A 15,840-nucleotide genomic window follows, 5' to 3' on the forward strand; every position below is an offset into this window, starting at 1 on the left:
ACCGACGAGTGACAGCAGTGTCATAGCGGCTGCCTCGGCAGCCGCTTTTTTTGTGTCTATAAGCGTTATAACAACTGGCTTGGCTGGGTAAAGCGTTTTAGCTGCGCGCAACCGGCGGCCCACACGTCAGCCTCCAGCTCTGCAATGGCGGCGGTAGGAAAGCCAATCCCCTGGCTCGGCACTCCTTCTACTAACAGGCCCGCCAACTCACCCACCAGCGGCATATGGCTGACGAGCATAATCGGAGCATCTGCAGATTGATTTAGCAGCCATTCACTAACATCACTAGGTGAATCTTCCGGGGTAATAAACGCCAATGTATTAAGTTGCACACCCAAAGCATCACAGATCCGCTGAGCTGTCTGCTGAGCTCGTACAAAAGGGCTGGCATAAATCGTGGGGCAAGATAGTTCACCCTGCTCAATACGCATGGCCAGCCAGCGGGCCATTTTTTCGGCTTCAAGCTCACCACGAGGCGTTAATCGGCGCGATTGATCGGGAAACCCCGATGCAGCCTCACCATGGCGCATAACCAGCACACTAGGCATTCCTGCCTCCATTTTCACGGTGGGCTTGCTGAACAGCCTCACGAGGCAGAATAAATTCCACATCACTGCTTTGCTCGCCCATCATCAGAGTGCGTGCCATCTCCTGAGCCGGAACACCTTCAAACAGCACGCGATTCAGGCCCTCAGCCAGCGGCATATAAACACCCATTTCACGCGCTTTAGCGCAGACAAGCTTGACGGTATTTACCCCTTCAGCTACTTGACCTAATGCCGACACCGCCTCATCAAGACTTCGCCCTTCCCCCATGGCGTAGCCAACCCGATAGTTGCGGGATAGATTTGAAGAGCAGGTAACGATTAAATCACCGACGCCAGCCAAGCCTAAAAACGTCATCGGGTTAGCCCCCTGTGCAACTGCAAAGCGGCTCATTTCTGCTAGCGCTCGCGTCATCAGCATGCTGCGAGTGTTCTCTCCCATTCCCAGCGCTGCCGCCATACCTGCGGCAATGGCGTAGATATTTTTAAGCGCCCCACCCAGCTCAACGCCATGACGATCATTACTGGCATATACGCGAAAATAGCGACAGCCTAACGCTTGCTGCACCCGCGTTCTGGTGAGCGCATCGGCGCTGGCAATGACGGTGGCAGTCAACTGCTTATCAGCGATTTCGGACGCTAAATTGGGCCCCGCTATGACGCCAACGTGGGGAAACCCAGTTTCCTGTTCAAGCACCTGACTCATTAGCAAAAAGCTATCTTGCTCAATACCTTTGGTGGTACTGACCAGAATTTGCTCCGGGGTTAACCAGGGTTTGGCAGCCTGAACAACACTTCGAAACGCTTTGGAAGGGATAGCAATCAGCACTAACTCAGCGCCTTCTAGCACCGATTGAAGATCCGTAGACGCGATGACGGCGGGATTAATTACATAATGTGGTAGATAGCGCCCATTGCGATGCTCGTGATTTATTTGCGTCACTAAAGCTTCATCGCGCATCCACTGGCGCACCTTTGCGCCATTATCTGCTGCAATACTCGCCAGAGCGGTACCAAAACTTCCGCCCCCCAGCACTGCCACATTCATCTGCTGTTCATCAGCCATGACGATATCCTGATCATTGGTCTCGTGCGTTTAGCACTTACTTTATCATCATCTCTATTAAAACAAGCGGCCCGCTTGGATATCCAAGCGGGCCGCGTCAATCAACTACTGATTCATCAAGACGTTAAGACGTTATTAAGCCGCTTAACATAGGCAGCGGGATCATCAAGATGACCACCTTCAGCGATGATCGCCTGATCCAGCAAAATATGCGCCAACTGGCCAAACAGGTCGCCGTCAGCATTTTCCAGACGCGCCACAAGAGCATGGTTGGGGTTTAGCTCCAGAATCGGCTTCACCTCGGGCAATGGCTGGCCAGCGGCTTCCATAATCCGACGCATCTGATAGCCCATTTCATGCTCAGGAAGCACGACACAGGCGGGCGAATCGGTTAAGCGGTGAGTAATTTTCACCTCTTGAACACCATCGTTTAACGCTTCTTTGACGCGCTTAACCAAGTCTTCTTTGGCTTTAGCTGTTTCTTCCTGGGCTTTCTTCTCTTCCTCGTCTTCCACATCGCCAAGGTCCAACTCACCTTTAGCCACATCGGCAAACGATTTACCATCAAACTCGGTGAGATGACTCATTAGCCACTCGTCAATACGGTCCGATAGCAACAGCACCTCGATACCTTTCTTACGGAAGATCTCTAAGTGGGGGCTATTTTTTGCCGCATTAAAGCTGTCGGCGACCACGTAGTAAATCTTCTTCTGACCCTCTTTCATACGCTCAACGTAGTCGACCAGAGAGTGCTCCTGGGCGGCAGTATCGGTATGCGTTGAAGCAAAACGGAGCAGGCCAGCAATCTTTTCGCGATTGGCGGCGTCTTCACCTGGCCCCTCTTTTAGCACGCTGCCAAATGTATTCCAGAAGGTCTGGTACTGCTCATTGTCTTTCGCCAACTTCTTGAGCATATCCAGCGCACGCTTGGTCAACGCGCCCTTGATCTTATCGACTTTGGGGTCTTGCTGGAGCAGCTCACGAGAAACGTTCAGAGAGAGATCGCGGGTATCTAATACGCCCTTGATAAAGCGCAGATACAGGGGCAAAAACTGCTCCGCGTCGTCCATAATGAACACACGCTGAACATACAGTTTAACGCCTCTAGCGCCATCACGATCGAACATGTCAAACGGTGCACGGCCCGGTACATACAGCAGGCTGGTATACTCCAGCTTGCCCTCAACCTTATTGTGGCTCCAGGTCAGCGGGTCGCTAAAATCGTGGGCAACGTGCTTGTAAAATGCCTTGTACTCGTCCTCAGTGACATCGCTTTTCGGACGAGCCCATAACGCAGTCGCTTCGTTAACCGTTTCCCACGTGGTGATTTCACTGCCTTCAATATCGTTGCCTTCGTCGTCCTTCGCCGTTTCGGTTTTAGGCATACGCACGGGCACTTCAATGTGGTCGGAGTATTTGCGCACTAGCCCTTGCAGGCGATAGTCGTCGGCAAACTCTTTAGCATCGTCTTTAAGATGCAGCGTGATTTCAGTACCGTGACGTTCACATTCAATATCAGCAACGGTGAATTCACCCTCACCCTTTGAGCGCCACTCGACCCCTGCTGAGGCGTCAGTGCCCGCTTTGCGGGTGCGTACCGTTACTTCATCAGCAACGATAAATCCAGAATAGAATCCTACCCCGAACTGGCCAATTAACTTAGCGTCTTTTTGCTGCTCGCCAGAGAGCTGCTTAAGGAACTCTGCGGTACCTGAGCGTGCGATAGTACCCAGATTCGCAATGACATCATCGCGATTCATGCCAATGCCATTATCACGTAGCGTGATGGTGTTAGCCTCGCGATCATGCTCAATTTCAATGCGCAGCTCGCTGTCACCTTCATAAAGCGCATCGTTATCAAGTGCGGCATAACGCAGCTTGTCACAGGCATCAGCCGAGTTAGAGATCAGCTCGCGTAAAAATATCTCCCGGTTAGAGTACAGGGAGTGAATCATTAAATTTAGGAGTTGCTTAACTTCCGTTTGAAAGCCAAGAGTTTCTTCCTGGGTTGCCGTCGTCATGCGCTTAGCCCTCATTAATCACGTTGTGCTTGGCGCTCCTGCCTAACGTTACGCAGGAGCGGAAAAGGTTGTGAACTCAATATGGGGATAAGCGGCGGGATTTCAAGAAGGTGAGTGAGAAGAAGCGGCTGGCGTTTCTTCTGCATATTTCCAATTACGATATTCTGACAGGTGGGCATCGACACGATTAAGTAACCAACCTACGATCAAAACATCATCAACAATGCCAATCATTACGAGAAAGTCGGGAATAAGATCAAAAGGCATGACAAGATAAGCAAGTGCTAGCGCCATCAGCCCAAAGGCCGACCAGGGAATAGGGCGAAAACTGCCTCGCAGCACGTCACGCGTCATAGGCAGAAACAGCTTTAGTGCTCGGCCAATGCGTTTCACTGCCCATACACGTGTTTTGAGCCGTCGAAACAGCCACCACGTAGACATTCGTGCCATCGTTATTGAATCCTCCAGGTATCGTAATTGTCAGAACATTTTTTGCACATTTAGTTCATCATCAACCCAGCAATACAGTTCTAGCAACATAGCGGCTAGATACCATTAGCGAGCAAGAGGGAGTGCCATGCAAGCTTCGCCATTTCGATTAACATTTCGCAGCCTATGTGCGGCGATGCTCATCGGGTTACCAACTGCCTCCTGGGCAACGTCTGACTCAGCGATGCGCGAGGCACTTGAAGCTGCACGCCAACAGCAGTGGCAACAGATCAATGACCGCGCGATAGAGGGGCATATCCTTAGCGGCTATGTTGACTACCATCGCCTACGTAGCCAATTGCCTAATGCAGCCCCCAGCCAAGTGCTGCAGTTTATCGAGCGCCATGCTGATTCACCGCTATCAGAATGGATGCGTGGCCAAGCGATCGCAAAGTATGGCTATGCGGGTCGATTTGGCGACCTGCTTGCCGTTGCTGACGGCGTACCAGCAGGCACTGCTCGTCAGTGTTACTACTACACTGCTCTCTTGGATAGAGCACCTGCTGAAGCTCGCGAAGCGGGGCTTGAACTGTGGCTTGTAGGTAGCTCCCAGCCGGATGCCTGCGACCCGCTGTTCAATCGCCTTCGCGCGGATGGCACCATTGATGCCACGGCAATTTGGGAGCGTAAAATGCTCGCTTGGCAGGCGGGCGAAGAGCGCTTAAGCAACTATCTAGGCGGGTTACTGAACAGTCAGTGGCAAACAGCACTGAATACAGCCGAAACGGTCAATAACTCACCAAGCGCACTTGCCTCAGCGCCTACCTGTCTTGGCCCTGAATGCGCTGCCACGGCGGCGTTTTATAAAGCCGCCATGCAGCGCTACACGCGAGAAAACACCCCCGCAGCCTTCTCAACGTGGCAAGCCATTGGGCCACGCCTCAACTTAGCCCATACTGACCGCCAAGCGATCGAAGAAGAACTTGCGTTTTATGCACTCGTACGCAACGTTCCTGGCACCCTTTCCTGGGTCGACAGCGTACTGCCTTCGCTGAACAGCGAGCGCGTATTAGAACTGCGTGTTCGCGACGCTCTGGCCAAAAGACAGTGGACCGATGTCGTCCACTGGATCACCGAAATGCCTAGTAGCCAGCAGGAAAGTAGCCGCTGGCAGTACTGGCTAGCCAGGGCCAATGAGCAACTGGGTAATCGTGACGCAGCGTTAGCGCGTTACCAACAAGCAGCAACCGACCGAAGTTTCTATGGCTTTGCTGCTGCCGAAAAACTCAACCAACCCTACCAGCTCAACTTAGAACGCAACCATTTTGACGAAGCTACCAGGGCACAAACGGCACGCCTGCCGGTGGTTCAGCGCACCGAAGCACTCCTACGTATTGGCGAAGATGGTCTAGCCAACAGCGAGTGGCTGTATGCCGTACAGAATGGCACACCTTATCAGGCGCGGGCGCTCGCCGATTACGCCGCTCACCAGCAGTGGCATGCTCGCTTAGTGCAAACCACGATTGCAGCTGAAATGTGGGACGCGCTGGATTGGCGTTTCCCAGCGGCTTATCGTGATAGCTTCCTACATTGGGGCCGCATAACCGGCGTCGACCCTTATTTACTGATGGCCATTACCCGTCGTGAAAGTGCTTACAACCCAGTCGCCCTTTCTCCTGCCGGTGCTCGGGGGTTAATGCAATTAATGCCAGGCACGGCAAGCCAAGTTAGTCGTCAACTGGGGCTAAATGATCCAGGACCTTACGGCGTTTTAGAGCCTGAGCTTAATATTCGCTTAGGTAGCACCTACTTACGTGACAAGCTGGAACGCTATCAAGGCAATCGGTTGGCCGCCACCGCCGCTTATAACGCCGGGCCAGGCCGAGTAGATCAATGGCTAGGCAACAACAGCATGGAATCATTTGACCTGTTTGTAGAAAGCATTCCATTCCGGGAAACCCGAGATTATGTACAAGCCGTGTTGAGCTACCGGGTCATTTTCGAAAGCCTGGCAAACGGCGGCAACAGCGAGGGCGTCTCACTGCTTAGTGAGAGTGAACAGGCCGTTCGCTATGACCACGCGCTGCTTGTAAGCCGATAACCTCGACAGACCCTCCACTGATACAGCGCCCGGTTATACCGGGCGCTGCTCTAGCGCTAAACGAACGCCAAATACCACCAGCACCACACCGGTAGCGGCATTGAGCGTTTGTGCAAAACGAGCGCTGGCCAACCACTTACTTGCCCCACCCACCATTAGCACTACGCTAATTTGCCAGATATTGGCAATCACGAAATGAACCCCCGCAAGCCATAATGATTTCAGCAGTGCTGGATCAGAAGGCGAAATAAATTGGGGTAAAAATGCCATGTAGAACACCACGGTTTTGGGGTTCAAGACATTGGACAGCAGGCCTTCTTTGATAGGTTGCCAAAATGGCACTGGTGAGCCGCTTGTCATCACGCCTTGAACAGGCAAGGGGGTGCCACGACGCGCCGCCAGCAAGCTGGAGACACCCAGCCAAATCAGGTAAGCCGCCCCCACCAGTTTTAGCATATGAAATGCCCAGGCCGACTGCAGCAGTATCAGTGAAATACCCAGCGCTGAAATAGTCGCATGGACGAACAGTCCGCAGCAAATAGCAATACTTGTTGCAACACCATCTCGAACACCACCGCGGGCAGTGTTGCGGATGACAAGCAGCGTATCAACGCCAGGGCTTATTGATAGCAGCGTTATCGCCACAAGGAACGAGACAAACTGAGCATCGATAAAGCCGATTTGCGTCATGAGAGGAAGCCCACCAAAAGTTAAAAAATCTTAAGTCCGCAACTGGACGCCTGAACTATTTGCTTCTACATTAATTTTGGCAGGCATTCACAATGGATGCTTGCCCAATCATTAAGCATGTTAAGGATATGGACGATGGCGACTGGCACTGTCAAGTGGTTCAACGAGACCAAAGGTTACGGCTTCATCTCTCCTGATGACGGCGGTGACGATCTATTTGCCCACTTCTCCGAAATTCAAGCTGAAGGTTTCAAGACCCTGCAAGACGGTCAAAAAGTCAGCTTTGAGGTAACACAGGGTAAAAAAGGCCTTCAGGCTTCTAACATTCGTCCGGTCTAACGCCAGAGGAATAAAACAAGGCCCACTCATGCAGCGGGCCTTATTCATATTCACTGATTATGTAAGCACATTACTCCTGGGCACGCTCAGCTTCTTGCTCCTCACCAACACTGTCTATACTTTCACTGATCGGCTGCTCACTCTCGAGGGCCTCAAACTGCTCTTCTAAACGCTTTTGCGCTTCTTCAAAACGTCTCTCAGTGTCTTCAATCAGCGCATCTACGTCGGTAGCTTCCAAATTATCATCTAAGTCAGACGTACCGGGTAAGCTGGACTCCGTTTCCCAACTTGGAGCTGGAGCGTCGCCATCCATCGGCTCCAAGGCCGGTGTCTGCTGCTCGACTTCTTTAAACTGCTCATCTAAGCGGCGCTGGGCTTCTTCAAAACGGCGCTCGGTCTCAGCAATAACGTCATCGACATCTGAACGAGTGGTTTCGCCAGGCATAGCACTGGCTTCATCGAGAGCATCTTCAGGGTCCGCTGCAAGCGTGTCTTCATCCGCCTGCACCTCTTCGTTATTGGGCGAGATTGAGGCTTCCGATGCATCATTACTGTCATCTCTCAGTGCCTCTGCTTCCTCTAGCTCCTCTGCCGCTTGGCGCGCTTCAATGTCCTCTTCGATATCATCCGCACTAGCGGCTTCATCCGTCTCTTCGCTGCCATCTGCAGCAGTAGGTGCTTGTTGAGCATCCACGTCACTGCTAGAGGTGTCCTGCTCATTTGTAGTCGTAGTATCTTCCTGTGCGTCGCCGCAGGCGCTTAGCAGCAGCGCGAGACTGGCTAGTAGCGGCATCCAAAAGCGATTTACCATTGGATTTTCTCCTTAACAGTGATTCAAATAATAAAAAACACTTAGTGGCGATCATTAGCCGTCAATAGTGAGCACCCTTCCGGCAGCAGCACTTTCAGCGCAAGCGGCACTACTTCGACGCAAAATCGCTCATAGCGACGCGCCTCTCCATCTAAGGTTAACGGCCAAGGTTCATCATCTGGCTGAGTTGTTACCGACAGCTGGCTGGCGGTAAAATAGCGCACAAAGCGCCCTTCGGCTGGAAACTGCTGCAACTCACTCAGCAACGTCGGCAACTCTGCCGCTGATGAAAAGTCCTTGACCAGTAGCACATCGAAACGGCCATCGTCGAGCTTAGCTCTTGGCGCTAATACTTGCCCGCCGCCAGATTGGCGACCATTGCCCAGCGCGAGAAGTAACAGCGACGCTTCTTGCTGCTGGTCCCCCCAATGCAACGTGCCGCAATAACTACGGTGCCGCCATGCTTTCAAAGCGCCCATTAGGGAGTATGCGCCACCACCTAACATGCGCTTTAGCGTTTTAGGGGTTGATGAGGTAATTTCGGCACCAAATCCGCCAGTTGTCATGTTGACGTAATAACTAACCGCTTCTTCTGCGCCTGACTGAGCGGTCATTCTGATCACATCAATCGGCGATGGAGACAAGTGCCTTGCAGCCTCAAGGGCTGGCCCTGGCTCCAGCGGCAAACCGAGGGAAGTAGCAAAATCGTTGGCACTGCCTAACGGCACAATGCCTAGTGCTGGTCGCAGATCATGAGCAATCCGCATGAGTCCGTTAACCACTTCATTAACGGTACCATCGCCACCACAGGCAATGACCCGCGTAGCGCCCAGCTCGACCGCTTGGGCAGCGAACTCAGCGGCATCGCCGCCTTCCCAGGTCGAACGTACGATGATCGACATCCCTGCCTTGCGCTGCTCTTCAACAGCTTCGCGCAGCGCCGGGTTACCGGCAGACTTACCGTTAATAATCAGTAAATAGTGCTGCTGTGTATCTGTCACCGGCGCATTCCCTCTCCATGGTTAGTTCGCTGGCTTACCTTATGCCAGCGCTTTCTCAACAACTTCGAATACGTTTGACGATAAAGGCTCCTGCTTAATACGCACAAGCTCATCGCGCATTAACTGCTGACGTTCTTCGTCGAAACGCTGCCAACGGGTTAACGGTGTCACCAGCCGTGCGGCTATTTCGGGATTCAGGCGATTTAGCTCAATCACCACATCGGCTAACAGCGCGTATCCTTTACCATCTAAACGATGGAAATTAATCCGATTTTGGGCAAATGCTCCGACCAGGGCACGCACTTTATTAGGGTTCTTAATTGAAAATGCTGGGTGCTGCATTAGATATTGAACACGTTCAAGAACATCTGGCTGCGGGCGTGACACCTGTATGGTGAACCACTGATCCATAACCAACGGGTCATGTGCCCATTTTTCGCCAAAGGCCTTCAGTGCTGGAGACGCGATATCATCACGGTCACTATGAACCAACAAGGTCAGCGCATGACGAACATCGGTCATGTTATGTTCCGCAGCAAACTGCGTTTCGCAAAACGTAATGCCCTCTTCGTCCTCAATCGCCATTAAATAAGTTAAGGCGACGTTTTTGAGGCTACGCTGGGCGATCTGTTCAGGCGTTGGCGCGTAGGGTTTATCGCTTTGGTTCGCTTTATACACGGCGACAAATTCATCACGCAGCGCAACGGCTAACGACTGGCGCACGAATTCGCGAGCAGCGTGTATTGCGTCCACATCTACAATCGGCTGCTGCTCGGCAATATAGGCTTCAGAGGGTAGCGTCAGCATTTCTGCCAGCACCGCTTTATCGCTCATAGCACTAGTAAGCAGCGTTCTAAAGGCTTCCACAACACGGCTGTCCATGACCTTTTCAACACCATTACGATGTGCAGCGATTAGATCATCTAACGCCAGCATAGCAAGCCGCTGACCGGCATCCCAACGGTTAAAGCCATCGCTGTCATGCGTCAGCAAAAACGCAAGGTCTTCACGCGAATAGGGAAAGTGTAGCTTTACGGGTGCAGAAAAATCGCGCAGCAGTGAAGGAACAGGCGCTTCAGCAACATCAGTAAAGACAAACGTCTGCTCATCTTCAGTGAGATGAATAACAGCGTCGTTACCTAGCTTCTCACCTGACAGTGTTAATGTCAGGTCCTGTCCCGACTTGGTGCCCACTAGCCCCATACGTATGGGAATGTGTAACGGTAGCTTGTCTGATTGCCCAGGAGTCGCGGGGGTACGTTGGCGCAGAGTGAGATAATACTCTCCATGGGCATAGTCGTATTCACCATGCGCATCGATTTCAGGCGTGCCTGCCTGGGAGTACCAACGCATAAATTGGCTAAGGTCTACATCAGACACCTCGGCCATGCAGCCCACAAAGTCTTCAATGGTCACTGCCTGCCCATCAAAACGTTCAAAATAAAGATCTGAGCCGCGACGGAAGTCTTCCCAACCCAGTAAATTACGCAGCATGCGCACAACCTCTGCGCCCTTTTCGTAAATCGTCAGGGTGTAAAAGTTGGTGATTTCAATAAAGTGGTCTGGCCGGATCGGATGCGCCGTTGGCCCAGCATCTTCAGCGAACTGAGCAGTGCGGAAAAACGACACATCTTGAATGCGCTTAACGGGAGCCGAGTTGGTATCGGCGGAAAAGCACTGATCACGAAATACAGTAAAACCTTCCTTTAAAGAGAGCTGGAACCAATCACGGCAAGTCACTCGATTGCCTGACCAGTTGTGGAAATATTCATGGGCAACAATCCCTTCCACATTTTGGAAGGCTGCGTCCGTCGCGGTATTGGGATGAGTTAATACCGCAGCGGAGTTAAATATATTAAGCCCTTTGTTTTCCATTGCCCCCATATTGAAATCATTCACTGCCACAATCATAAACAGATCAAGGTCGTATTCACGGCCATAGGTCTGTTCGTCCCATGCCATAGCACGCTTAAGAGAGGCCATCGCATGTTCGGTTTTATCTAGGTTTTCTTGCTCGACCCATAACTGCAGCGTCACGTTGCGGCCGCTCACAGTCTCAAAAGAATCTTCCACTTTATGCAAATTCCCGGCAACTAAAGCGAACAGATAGCAGGGTTTCGGGTGCGGGTCTTCCCAGGTCGCAAAGTGGCGGCCATTTTCCAATGCACCTTGATCAACAGGATTACCATTGGCGAGTAGCACTGGTTCACTGGTGGCGTTACCAATCACCGTTACCTTAAAAGTGGCCATCACATCAGGACGATCGGGGTAATAAGTAATTCGCCGAAAGCCTTCTGCTTCACACTGGGTGCAATACATGCCGTTAGATTGGTACAGCCCTTCCAACGCAGTATTGCTGCTGGGAGCTAGCTCCACCTCACTCTCCAGCATGAAGGTCTCTGGCACATCCGCTATGTGCAGCACCTCATCCGTTAACTGATACGCAGCATCAGCCAAAGGGCTACCATCGATAGCGAGTGATATCAGCGTCAGATGTTCACCGTTAAGCACTAACGGCGCTTGTGAATCAGCGCTTGGATGACGCTCTATTTGCAGACGTGCTTTTACGCGGGTTGCTGCAGGGTCAAGATCAAACGTCAGCTCGGTATGGGTAACTAGGTAGGCGGGCGGCTGGTAGTCGCTTAAATAAACCGGCTGCGGATCAGACATAGTGCGTGACTCCTGTAAGCTTATAAATTATTTGATGAGGCAGCGCCTAACGCTGCACCATCGTATTACTGTCGATCGAGTTAATTAATCACGGAAGTTATCAAATTGTAATGGTAGTTCAGGCCCCTCTTCGCCACGTAAAAGCGCCATCACGCTCTGAAGATCGTCGCGTTTTTTACCCGTAACGCGCACTTTTTCACCCTGAATCTGAGCCTGTACTTTTAGCTTGCTGGCTTTGATACGCTTAACCACATCTTTTGCTTCAGCCTGATCAAGCCCCTGCTTTAGAACGACCTCCTGTCGGGCTTTCACACCAGACAACACCGGGTCTTGAATATCCATACAACGGGCATCAATTCCACGTGCAATCAGCCGATTGCGCAACACATCGAGCATTTGCTTTAGTTGGAAATCAACCTCAGCCTCAAGCTGAACTTTCTCTCCTTCAAGTGAAAAGCTGGCATCAACACCTTTGAAATCAAAGCGCGACTGCACTTCACGATTTGCTTGGTCGATAGCATTGGACGCTTCGTGCTGATCAAACTCTGACACAATATCAAATGAGGGCATGGCATCATTCCTAGTAAGACATGACCCACTATTCTAGAGCAGCTAGCCCCCACCCGGCCAATTTCTTACATAATGTGTCTTGCAGCGCTAACTTCGGCACCCCCAAAACTTGAACAGAATTATCCATTAACTATACAAAACTTAACCACAGCAATATTAAATTGCCGCTGGATGAATTAACCTAGCCATCATTTACTTAATCACTTGCCGATGGATACCGACCATGAGCGATCGCGATGCACGTCACAAAGCGTCGATGGAAAAACTGAAAGCCCGCGTTGACGAGAAAGTGGCCAACGCTACCGAGCAGCGTGGGCTGTTGCTGATAAATACGGGCAATGGCAAAGGTAAAACGACTGCCGCCTGGGGCACCGTCACTCGCTCGCTTGGCTATGGCTATAAAGTTGGTGTCGTGCAATTTATTAAGGGATTATGGGAGTGCGGTGAACGCAATCGGCTAGAGGAAGACGCAAACCTCAGTGTTGCCATCATGGCCACGGGCTTTACCTGGGATACCCAGAATCGCGAGTCAGATACCCAAGCTTGCCAAGCAGTATGGCAAGAAGCTGAAAAAATGCTCGCAGACCCAGCGACCTATCTTGTTGTCCTGGATGAAATTACTTACATGTTGAAGTTCGGTTATTTAGATATTGATACGGTTAAGCAAGCACTGATCAATCGACCGCAAGAACAAACGGTGATTATTACCGGACGCAATGCTCATCGAGATTTAGTGGCAATGGCGGATACAGTGACAGAGATGCAAGAGGTACGGCACGCGTTTAACAATGGCCTGCAAGCCCGTCGCGGCATCGACTTCTAGTTTTAATACGGATGCTAAAAAGCAAAAAGGGGCGATTTAATCGCCCCTTTTTTCAGCTACTCAATTTTTTCAACTACTCAATCATCTCAGCAGCTTACAAACACACAAATTATTTATGCATGAATGCTAGCTTAGTCTTCAAACGGGTTACGCAGGACAATGGTTTCCATACGGTCAGGGCCAGTTGAGATAATATCAATGCTGGTACCTACCTGCTCTTCTAAGAAGCTGATGTATGCACGTGCATTGGCAGGCAGATCCTCAACTTTCTTGGCGCCCAGGGTAGATTCTTTCCAGCCCGGTAGATCATGGTACAGCGGCTCAACAGCTTCGTAGCCTTCTGAATCAACCGGATTATCTAGCACATCGCCATCTTTACTACGATAGCCCACGCACACACGAATATTTTCCAGGCCATCCAAAACATCAAGCTTGGTTAAGCAGATACCAGAGACTGAGTTGATCTGCACCGCATGACGCAACGCTACGGCGTCAAACCAGCCACAACGGCGCGCGCGACCCGTGGTTGCTCCAAACTCATGCCCACGCTCGGCTAAATGACGGCCATGGTCGTCAAAAAGCTCGGTCGGGAATGGGCCAGAGCCAACGCGGGTAGTATAGGCTTTGGTGATACCTAGTACGTAGTCCAGGTAAAGCGGGCCAACACCTGAACCGGTAGCCGTTCCGCCAGCGGTGGTATTAGAGCTGGTGACGTAGGGATAGGTACCGTGATCAATATCCAACAGCGAGCCTTGAGCACCTTCAAATAGGATGTTCTCACCGGCTTTACGCAGATCGTGCACCATACTAACGGTGTCTGTGACCATAGGCCGTAGCTCTTCGGCCATCTGCATAGCGGTATCCAGTACTTCCTGGAAGTCCACCGCCGGCTCGCCGTGATAGTTCACCAACACAAAGTTGTGGTAGTCCAATACCTCACCAAGCTTCGAGGCAAAACGCTCACGGTGAAGCATATCGCCTAAACGCAGACCACGACGGGCAACTTTATCCTCGTAAGCTGGCCCGATTCCACGACCAGTGGTGCCGATCTTAGCAATGCCGCGCGCTTTTTCACGTGCTTGATCCAAACGCACATGGTAAGGCAGGATTAACGGACAAGCTGGTGACAGGCGCAAGCGCTCACGTACCGGCACGCCCTTCTCTTCAAGCTCACGGATCTCTTTGATCAGCGCTTCAGGCGACAATACGACGCCATTACCGATCACACAGGTTTTACCTGGACGCAGCACACCAGAGGGAATCAGGTGAAGAACCGTTTTCTCACCGTCAATCACCAAGGTATGGCCTGCGTTATGACCGCCTTGAAAGCGCACCACTGCTGAGGCTGATTCGGTGAGCAGGTCAACAATCTTGCCCTTGCCTTCATCACCCCATTGGGTACCCAGGACTACGACATTCTTACCCATTATGCACTCGTCTCTTGTGTCAGGGTCATTGTCTGCCAACGACCGTCAATAAACTCAAGACGGCGGTCACAACTGTGCTCCGCCGGCCCAGTACGCTGCCCAGGCAGCGCTTGAATCACGCGTTCACCCTGCTCACGCAGCGCAGCAATGGCAGCGTTAAGCGACTCTTCTTCTTGGGCAGGCGCCCAAACAGCCCCCTGGCTGGGTGAAGCCAGAGCCAGGGATGCCAATTGTTTTAAATCCATAGAAAAACCGGTCGCCGGACGCGCACGACCAAAAGCACGGCCAGTGTCATCATAACGCCCACCTTTGGCCAATGCATGGCCATAACCAGGCACATAGGCAGCAAACATCATACCAGTGTGGTACTGATAACCACGCAGCTCCGCTAAATCAAAATAGAGCGAAACGTCAAAGCGCGCCAATACACCTTTATAGAGTGCTTCCAACTGGTCAAGTGCCGCCCTCACCGGTGCGGGGGCACCGGCAAAACGGTCTCGTGCTTGCCCTAACACACTTGCATCACCATGCAGCTCACCAAGCGCTATCAGCATATCTGCCAAGGCTGGGTCGCTGACACTGCGGTGAACGAGCTCAGCTAACTGGCCCGGCGATTTCAGCGCCAGTGCTTCAAACAGCGCCCGCTCCTGCTCATCGCTAAGCGCAGCTGCCTCGACAAAGCTACGATAAATGCCAATATGGCCCAGCGCCAGGTGAATTTCATCAGCGCCCGCTGCTTTTAAGCTGGCCAGTGCCAAATGAATAATTTCACTGTCAGCTTCTAAACCTGCGTGACCAAACAGCTCGACCCCTACCTGCACAGGGCTTCTCCCCCCCTGGTGCTGGTCGGCTTTAGCGCGCAGAACATTCGTGCAGTAGCATAATCGAACCGGCCCTTGCCGCTTCAGCGAGTGGGCATCCATACGCGCCACCTGAGGAGTTACATCGGCAGATGCCCCCATCATGCGACCCGTTAGTTGGTCAGTTAATTTAAACGTCTGAAGATCTAGATCGGTACCGGTACCGGTAAGCAAGGAGTCCAAAAACTCCACCGGCGGCGGCATTACTTGGTCGTAGCCCCAGCAATGGTAGAGATCAAGCAGCGCACGGCGCAGCTCTTCCATGCGGCTTGCCTGAGGCGGCAGCACCTCATCCATGCCGTCGGGCAATAGCCAGCGGTCAGCGATGGTCATGTGAACAATCCTGCGAGACAATGAAGGCCCAAACAAGCAGCTACATCATGACGCGTTTTAGGCGTTCATGGACAAGCGCTAGTGAAATGAGGGCCACAAAAAAACCGGGCGACGCCCGGTTAATTAAGTCTATCACGTTTGTGCGCCAGATGAA

At 52.0% G+C, this 15,840-nt stretch carries 14 protein-coding genes; 3 read left to right on the forward strand and 11 right to left on the reverse strand.

What is annotated here, in order from left to right; genetic code table 11:
* Positions 1 to 65 precede the first annotated feature (65 nt).
* From sixA to K7H08_RS02720, 4 genes are all read right to left on the reverse strand, one after another.
* Entirely contained in the window at positions 66 to 548 is a 483-nt protein-coding gene (gene sixA, locus K7H08_RS02705) for a phosphohistidine phosphatase SixA (protein ID WP_038485559.1), read from the reverse strand.
* Positions 541 to 1,611, reverse strand: a complete 1,071-nt coding sequence (locus tag K7H08_RS02710; RefSeq protein ID WP_231657120.1) for an NAD(P)H-dependent glycerol-3-phosphate dehydrogenase — start codon at positions 1,609 to 1,611, stop codon at positions 541 to 543. The genes sixA and K7H08_RS02710 overlap by 8 nt, the downstream gene beginning before the upstream one ends.
* 116 nt (positions 1,612 to 1,727) lie before the next feature.
* Positions 1,728 to 3,632 carry a molecular chaperone HtpG gene (htpG, locus tag K7H08_RS02715; protein WP_231657121.1) on the reverse strand — a complete coding sequence of 635 codons (1,905 nt, stop codon included), beginning with the start codon at positions 3,630 to 3,632 and terminating at the stop codon, positions 1,728 to 1,730.
* Positions 3,633 to 3,734: 102 nt separating this feature from the next.
* Entirely contained in the window at positions 3,735 to 4,082 is a 348-nt protein-coding gene (locus K7H08_RS02720; protein ID WP_038485568.1) for a YkvA family protein, read from the reverse strand.
* 127 nt (positions 4,083 to 4,209) lie between these two features.
* Here K7H08_RS02720 and K7H08_RS02725 point away from each other — a divergent pair, with 127 nt between their 5' ends.
* Complete coding sequence (locus tag K7H08_RS02725) at positions 4,210 to 6,162, forward strand: transglycosylase SLT domain-containing protein (protein WP_038485572.1); 1,953 nt, start codon at positions 4,210 to 4,212, stop codon at positions 6,160 to 6,162.
* Between the two features lie 33 nt (positions 6,163 to 6,195).
* Here the strand turns inward: K7H08_RS02725 and K7H08_RS02730 are convergent, their stop codons facing one another.
* On the reverse strand, positions 6,196 to 6,852 hold the full coding sequence (locus K7H08_RS02730; RefSeq protein WP_038485575.1) for a LysE family translocator: 657 nt from the start codon (positions 6,850 to 6,852) through the stop codon (positions 6,196 to 6,198).
* Between the two features lie 135 nt (positions 6,853 to 6,987).
* Between K7H08_RS02730 and K7H08_RS02735 the strand changes: the two genes are divergently transcribed.
* The gene (locus K7H08_RS02735; protein ID WP_009721950.1) at positions 6,988 to 7,191 is read left to right on the forward strand and encodes a cold-shock protein; all 204 of its coding nucleotides are present in this window, start codon (positions 6,988 to 6,990) and stop codon (positions 7,189 to 7,191) included.
* A 70-nt stretch (positions 7,192 to 7,261) separates the two neighbouring features.
* Here K7H08_RS02735 and K7H08_RS02740 read toward each other — a convergent pair whose 3' ends face one another.
* The 4 genes from K7H08_RS02740 to K7H08_RS02755 form a co-directional block, all read right to left on the reverse strand.
* Positions 7,262 to 8,002: a hypothetical protein gene (locus K7H08_RS02740; protein ID WP_120386762.1), complete on the reverse strand. Its 741-nt coding sequence runs from the start codon at positions 8,000 to 8,002 to the stop codon at positions 7,262 to 7,264.
* A 41-nt stretch (positions 8,003 to 8,043) separates the two neighbouring features.
* Entirely contained in the window at positions 8,044 to 9,003 is a 960-nt protein-coding gene (gene yegS, locus K7H08_RS02745) for a lipid kinase YegS (RefSeq protein WP_231657122.1), read from the reverse strand.
* Between the two features lie 39 nt (positions 9,004 to 9,042).
* The gene (gene pepN / locus K7H08_RS02750; protein WP_231657123.1) at positions 9,043 to 11,673 is read right to left on the reverse strand and encodes an aminopeptidase N; all 2,631 of its coding nucleotides are present in this window, start codon (positions 11,671 to 11,673) and stop codon (positions 9,043 to 9,045) included.
* Positions 11,674 to 11,757: 84 nt separating this feature from the next.
* Positions 11,758 to 12,243, reverse strand: coding sequence for a YajQ family cyclic di-GMP-binding protein (locus K7H08_RS02755; RefSeq protein ID WP_038485589.1), 486 nt, complete (start codon positions 12,241 to 12,243; stop codon positions 11,758 to 11,760).
* A 223-nt stretch (positions 12,244 to 12,466) separates the two neighbouring features.
* Between K7H08_RS02755 and cobO the strand changes: the two genes are divergently transcribed.
* Positions 12,467 to 13,066, forward strand: coding sequence for a cob(I)yrinic acid a,c-diamide adenosyltransferase (gene cobO, locus K7H08_RS02760; RefSeq protein WP_038485592.1), 600 nt, complete (start codon positions 12,467 to 12,469; stop codon positions 13,064 to 13,066).
* Positions 13,067 to 13,197: 131 nt separating this feature from the next.
* On the opposite strand, the gene K7H08_RS02765 is transcribed toward cobO, so the two are convergent.
* Both K7H08_RS02765 and K7H08_RS02770 read right to left on the reverse strand, forming a co-directional pair.
* Positions 13,198 to 14,493, reverse strand: a complete 1,296-nt coding sequence (locus tag K7H08_RS02765) for an adenylosuccinate synthase (protein ID WP_038485594.1) — start codon at positions 14,491 to 14,493, stop codon at positions 13,198 to 13,200.
* Positions 14,493 to 15,686 (reverse strand): ATP phosphoribosyltransferase regulatory subunit, encoded by a 1,194-nt coding sequence (locus K7H08_RS02770; protein WP_038485596.1) that lies wholly within the window; start codon positions 15,684 to 15,686, stop codon positions 14,493 to 14,495. Before K7H08_RS02770 ends, K7H08_RS02765 begins: the two co-directional genes overlap by 1 nt.
* Positions 15,687 to 15,840 lie beyond the last annotated feature (154 nt).

It is taken from the genome of Halomonas sp. IOP_6 (genome assembly GCF_021151565.1).
GTDB classification, from domain to species: Bacteria; Pseudomonadota; Gammaproteobacteria; order Pseudomonadales; family Halomonadaceae; genus Vreelandella; species Vreelandella alkaliphila.

Coding starts and splice junctions, on each gene's coding strand:
- sixA (WP_038485559.1), bottom strand. CDS start 548: ATGCCTAGTGTGCTGGTTATGCGCCATGGTGAGGCTGCATCGGGGTTT.
- K7H08_RS02710 (WP_231657120.1), bottom strand. CDS start 1,611: ATGGCTGATGAACAGCAGATGAATGTGGCAGTGCTGGGGGGCGGAAGT.
- htpG (WP_231657121.1), bottom strand. CDS start 3,632: ATGACGACGGCAACCCAGGAAGAAACTCTTGGCTTTCAAACGGAAGTT.
- K7H08_RS02720 (WP_038485568.1), bottom strand. CDS start 4,082: ATGGCACGAATGTCTACGTGGTGGCTGTTTCGACGGCTCAAAACACGT.
- K7H08_RS02725 (WP_038485572.1), top strand. CDS start 4,210: ATGCAAGCTTCGCCATTTCGATTAACATTTCGCAGCCTATGTGCGGCG.
- K7H08_RS02730 (WP_038485575.1), bottom strand. CDS start 6,852: ATGACGCAAATCGGCTTTATCGATGCTCAGTTTGTCTCGTTCCTTGTG.
- K7H08_RS02735 (WP_009721950.1), top strand. CDS start 6,988: ATGGCGACTGGCACTGTCAAGTGGTTCAACGAGACCAAAGGTTACGGC.
- K7H08_RS02740 (WP_120386762.1), bottom strand. CDS start 8,002: ATGGTAAATCGCTTTTGGATGCCGCTACTAGCCAGTCTCGCGCTGCTG.
- pepN (WP_231657123.1), bottom strand. CDS start 11,673: ATGTCTGATCCGCAGCCGGTTTATTTAAGCGACTACCAGCCGCCCGCC.
- K7H08_RS02755 (WP_038485589.1), bottom strand. CDS start 12,243: ATGCCCTCATTTGATATTGTGTCAGAGTTTGATCAGCACGAAGCGTCC.
- cobO (WP_038485592.1), top strand. CDS start 12,467: ATGAGCGATCGCGATGCACGTCACAAAGCGTCGATGGAAAAACTGAAA.
- K7H08_RS02765 (WP_038485594.1), bottom strand. CDS start 14,493: ATGGGTAAGAATGTCGTAGTCCTGGGTACCCAATGGGGTGATGAAGGC.
- K7H08_RS02770 (WP_038485596.1), bottom strand. CDS start 15,686: ATGACCATCGCTGACCGCTGGCTATTGCCCGACGGCATGGATGAGGTG.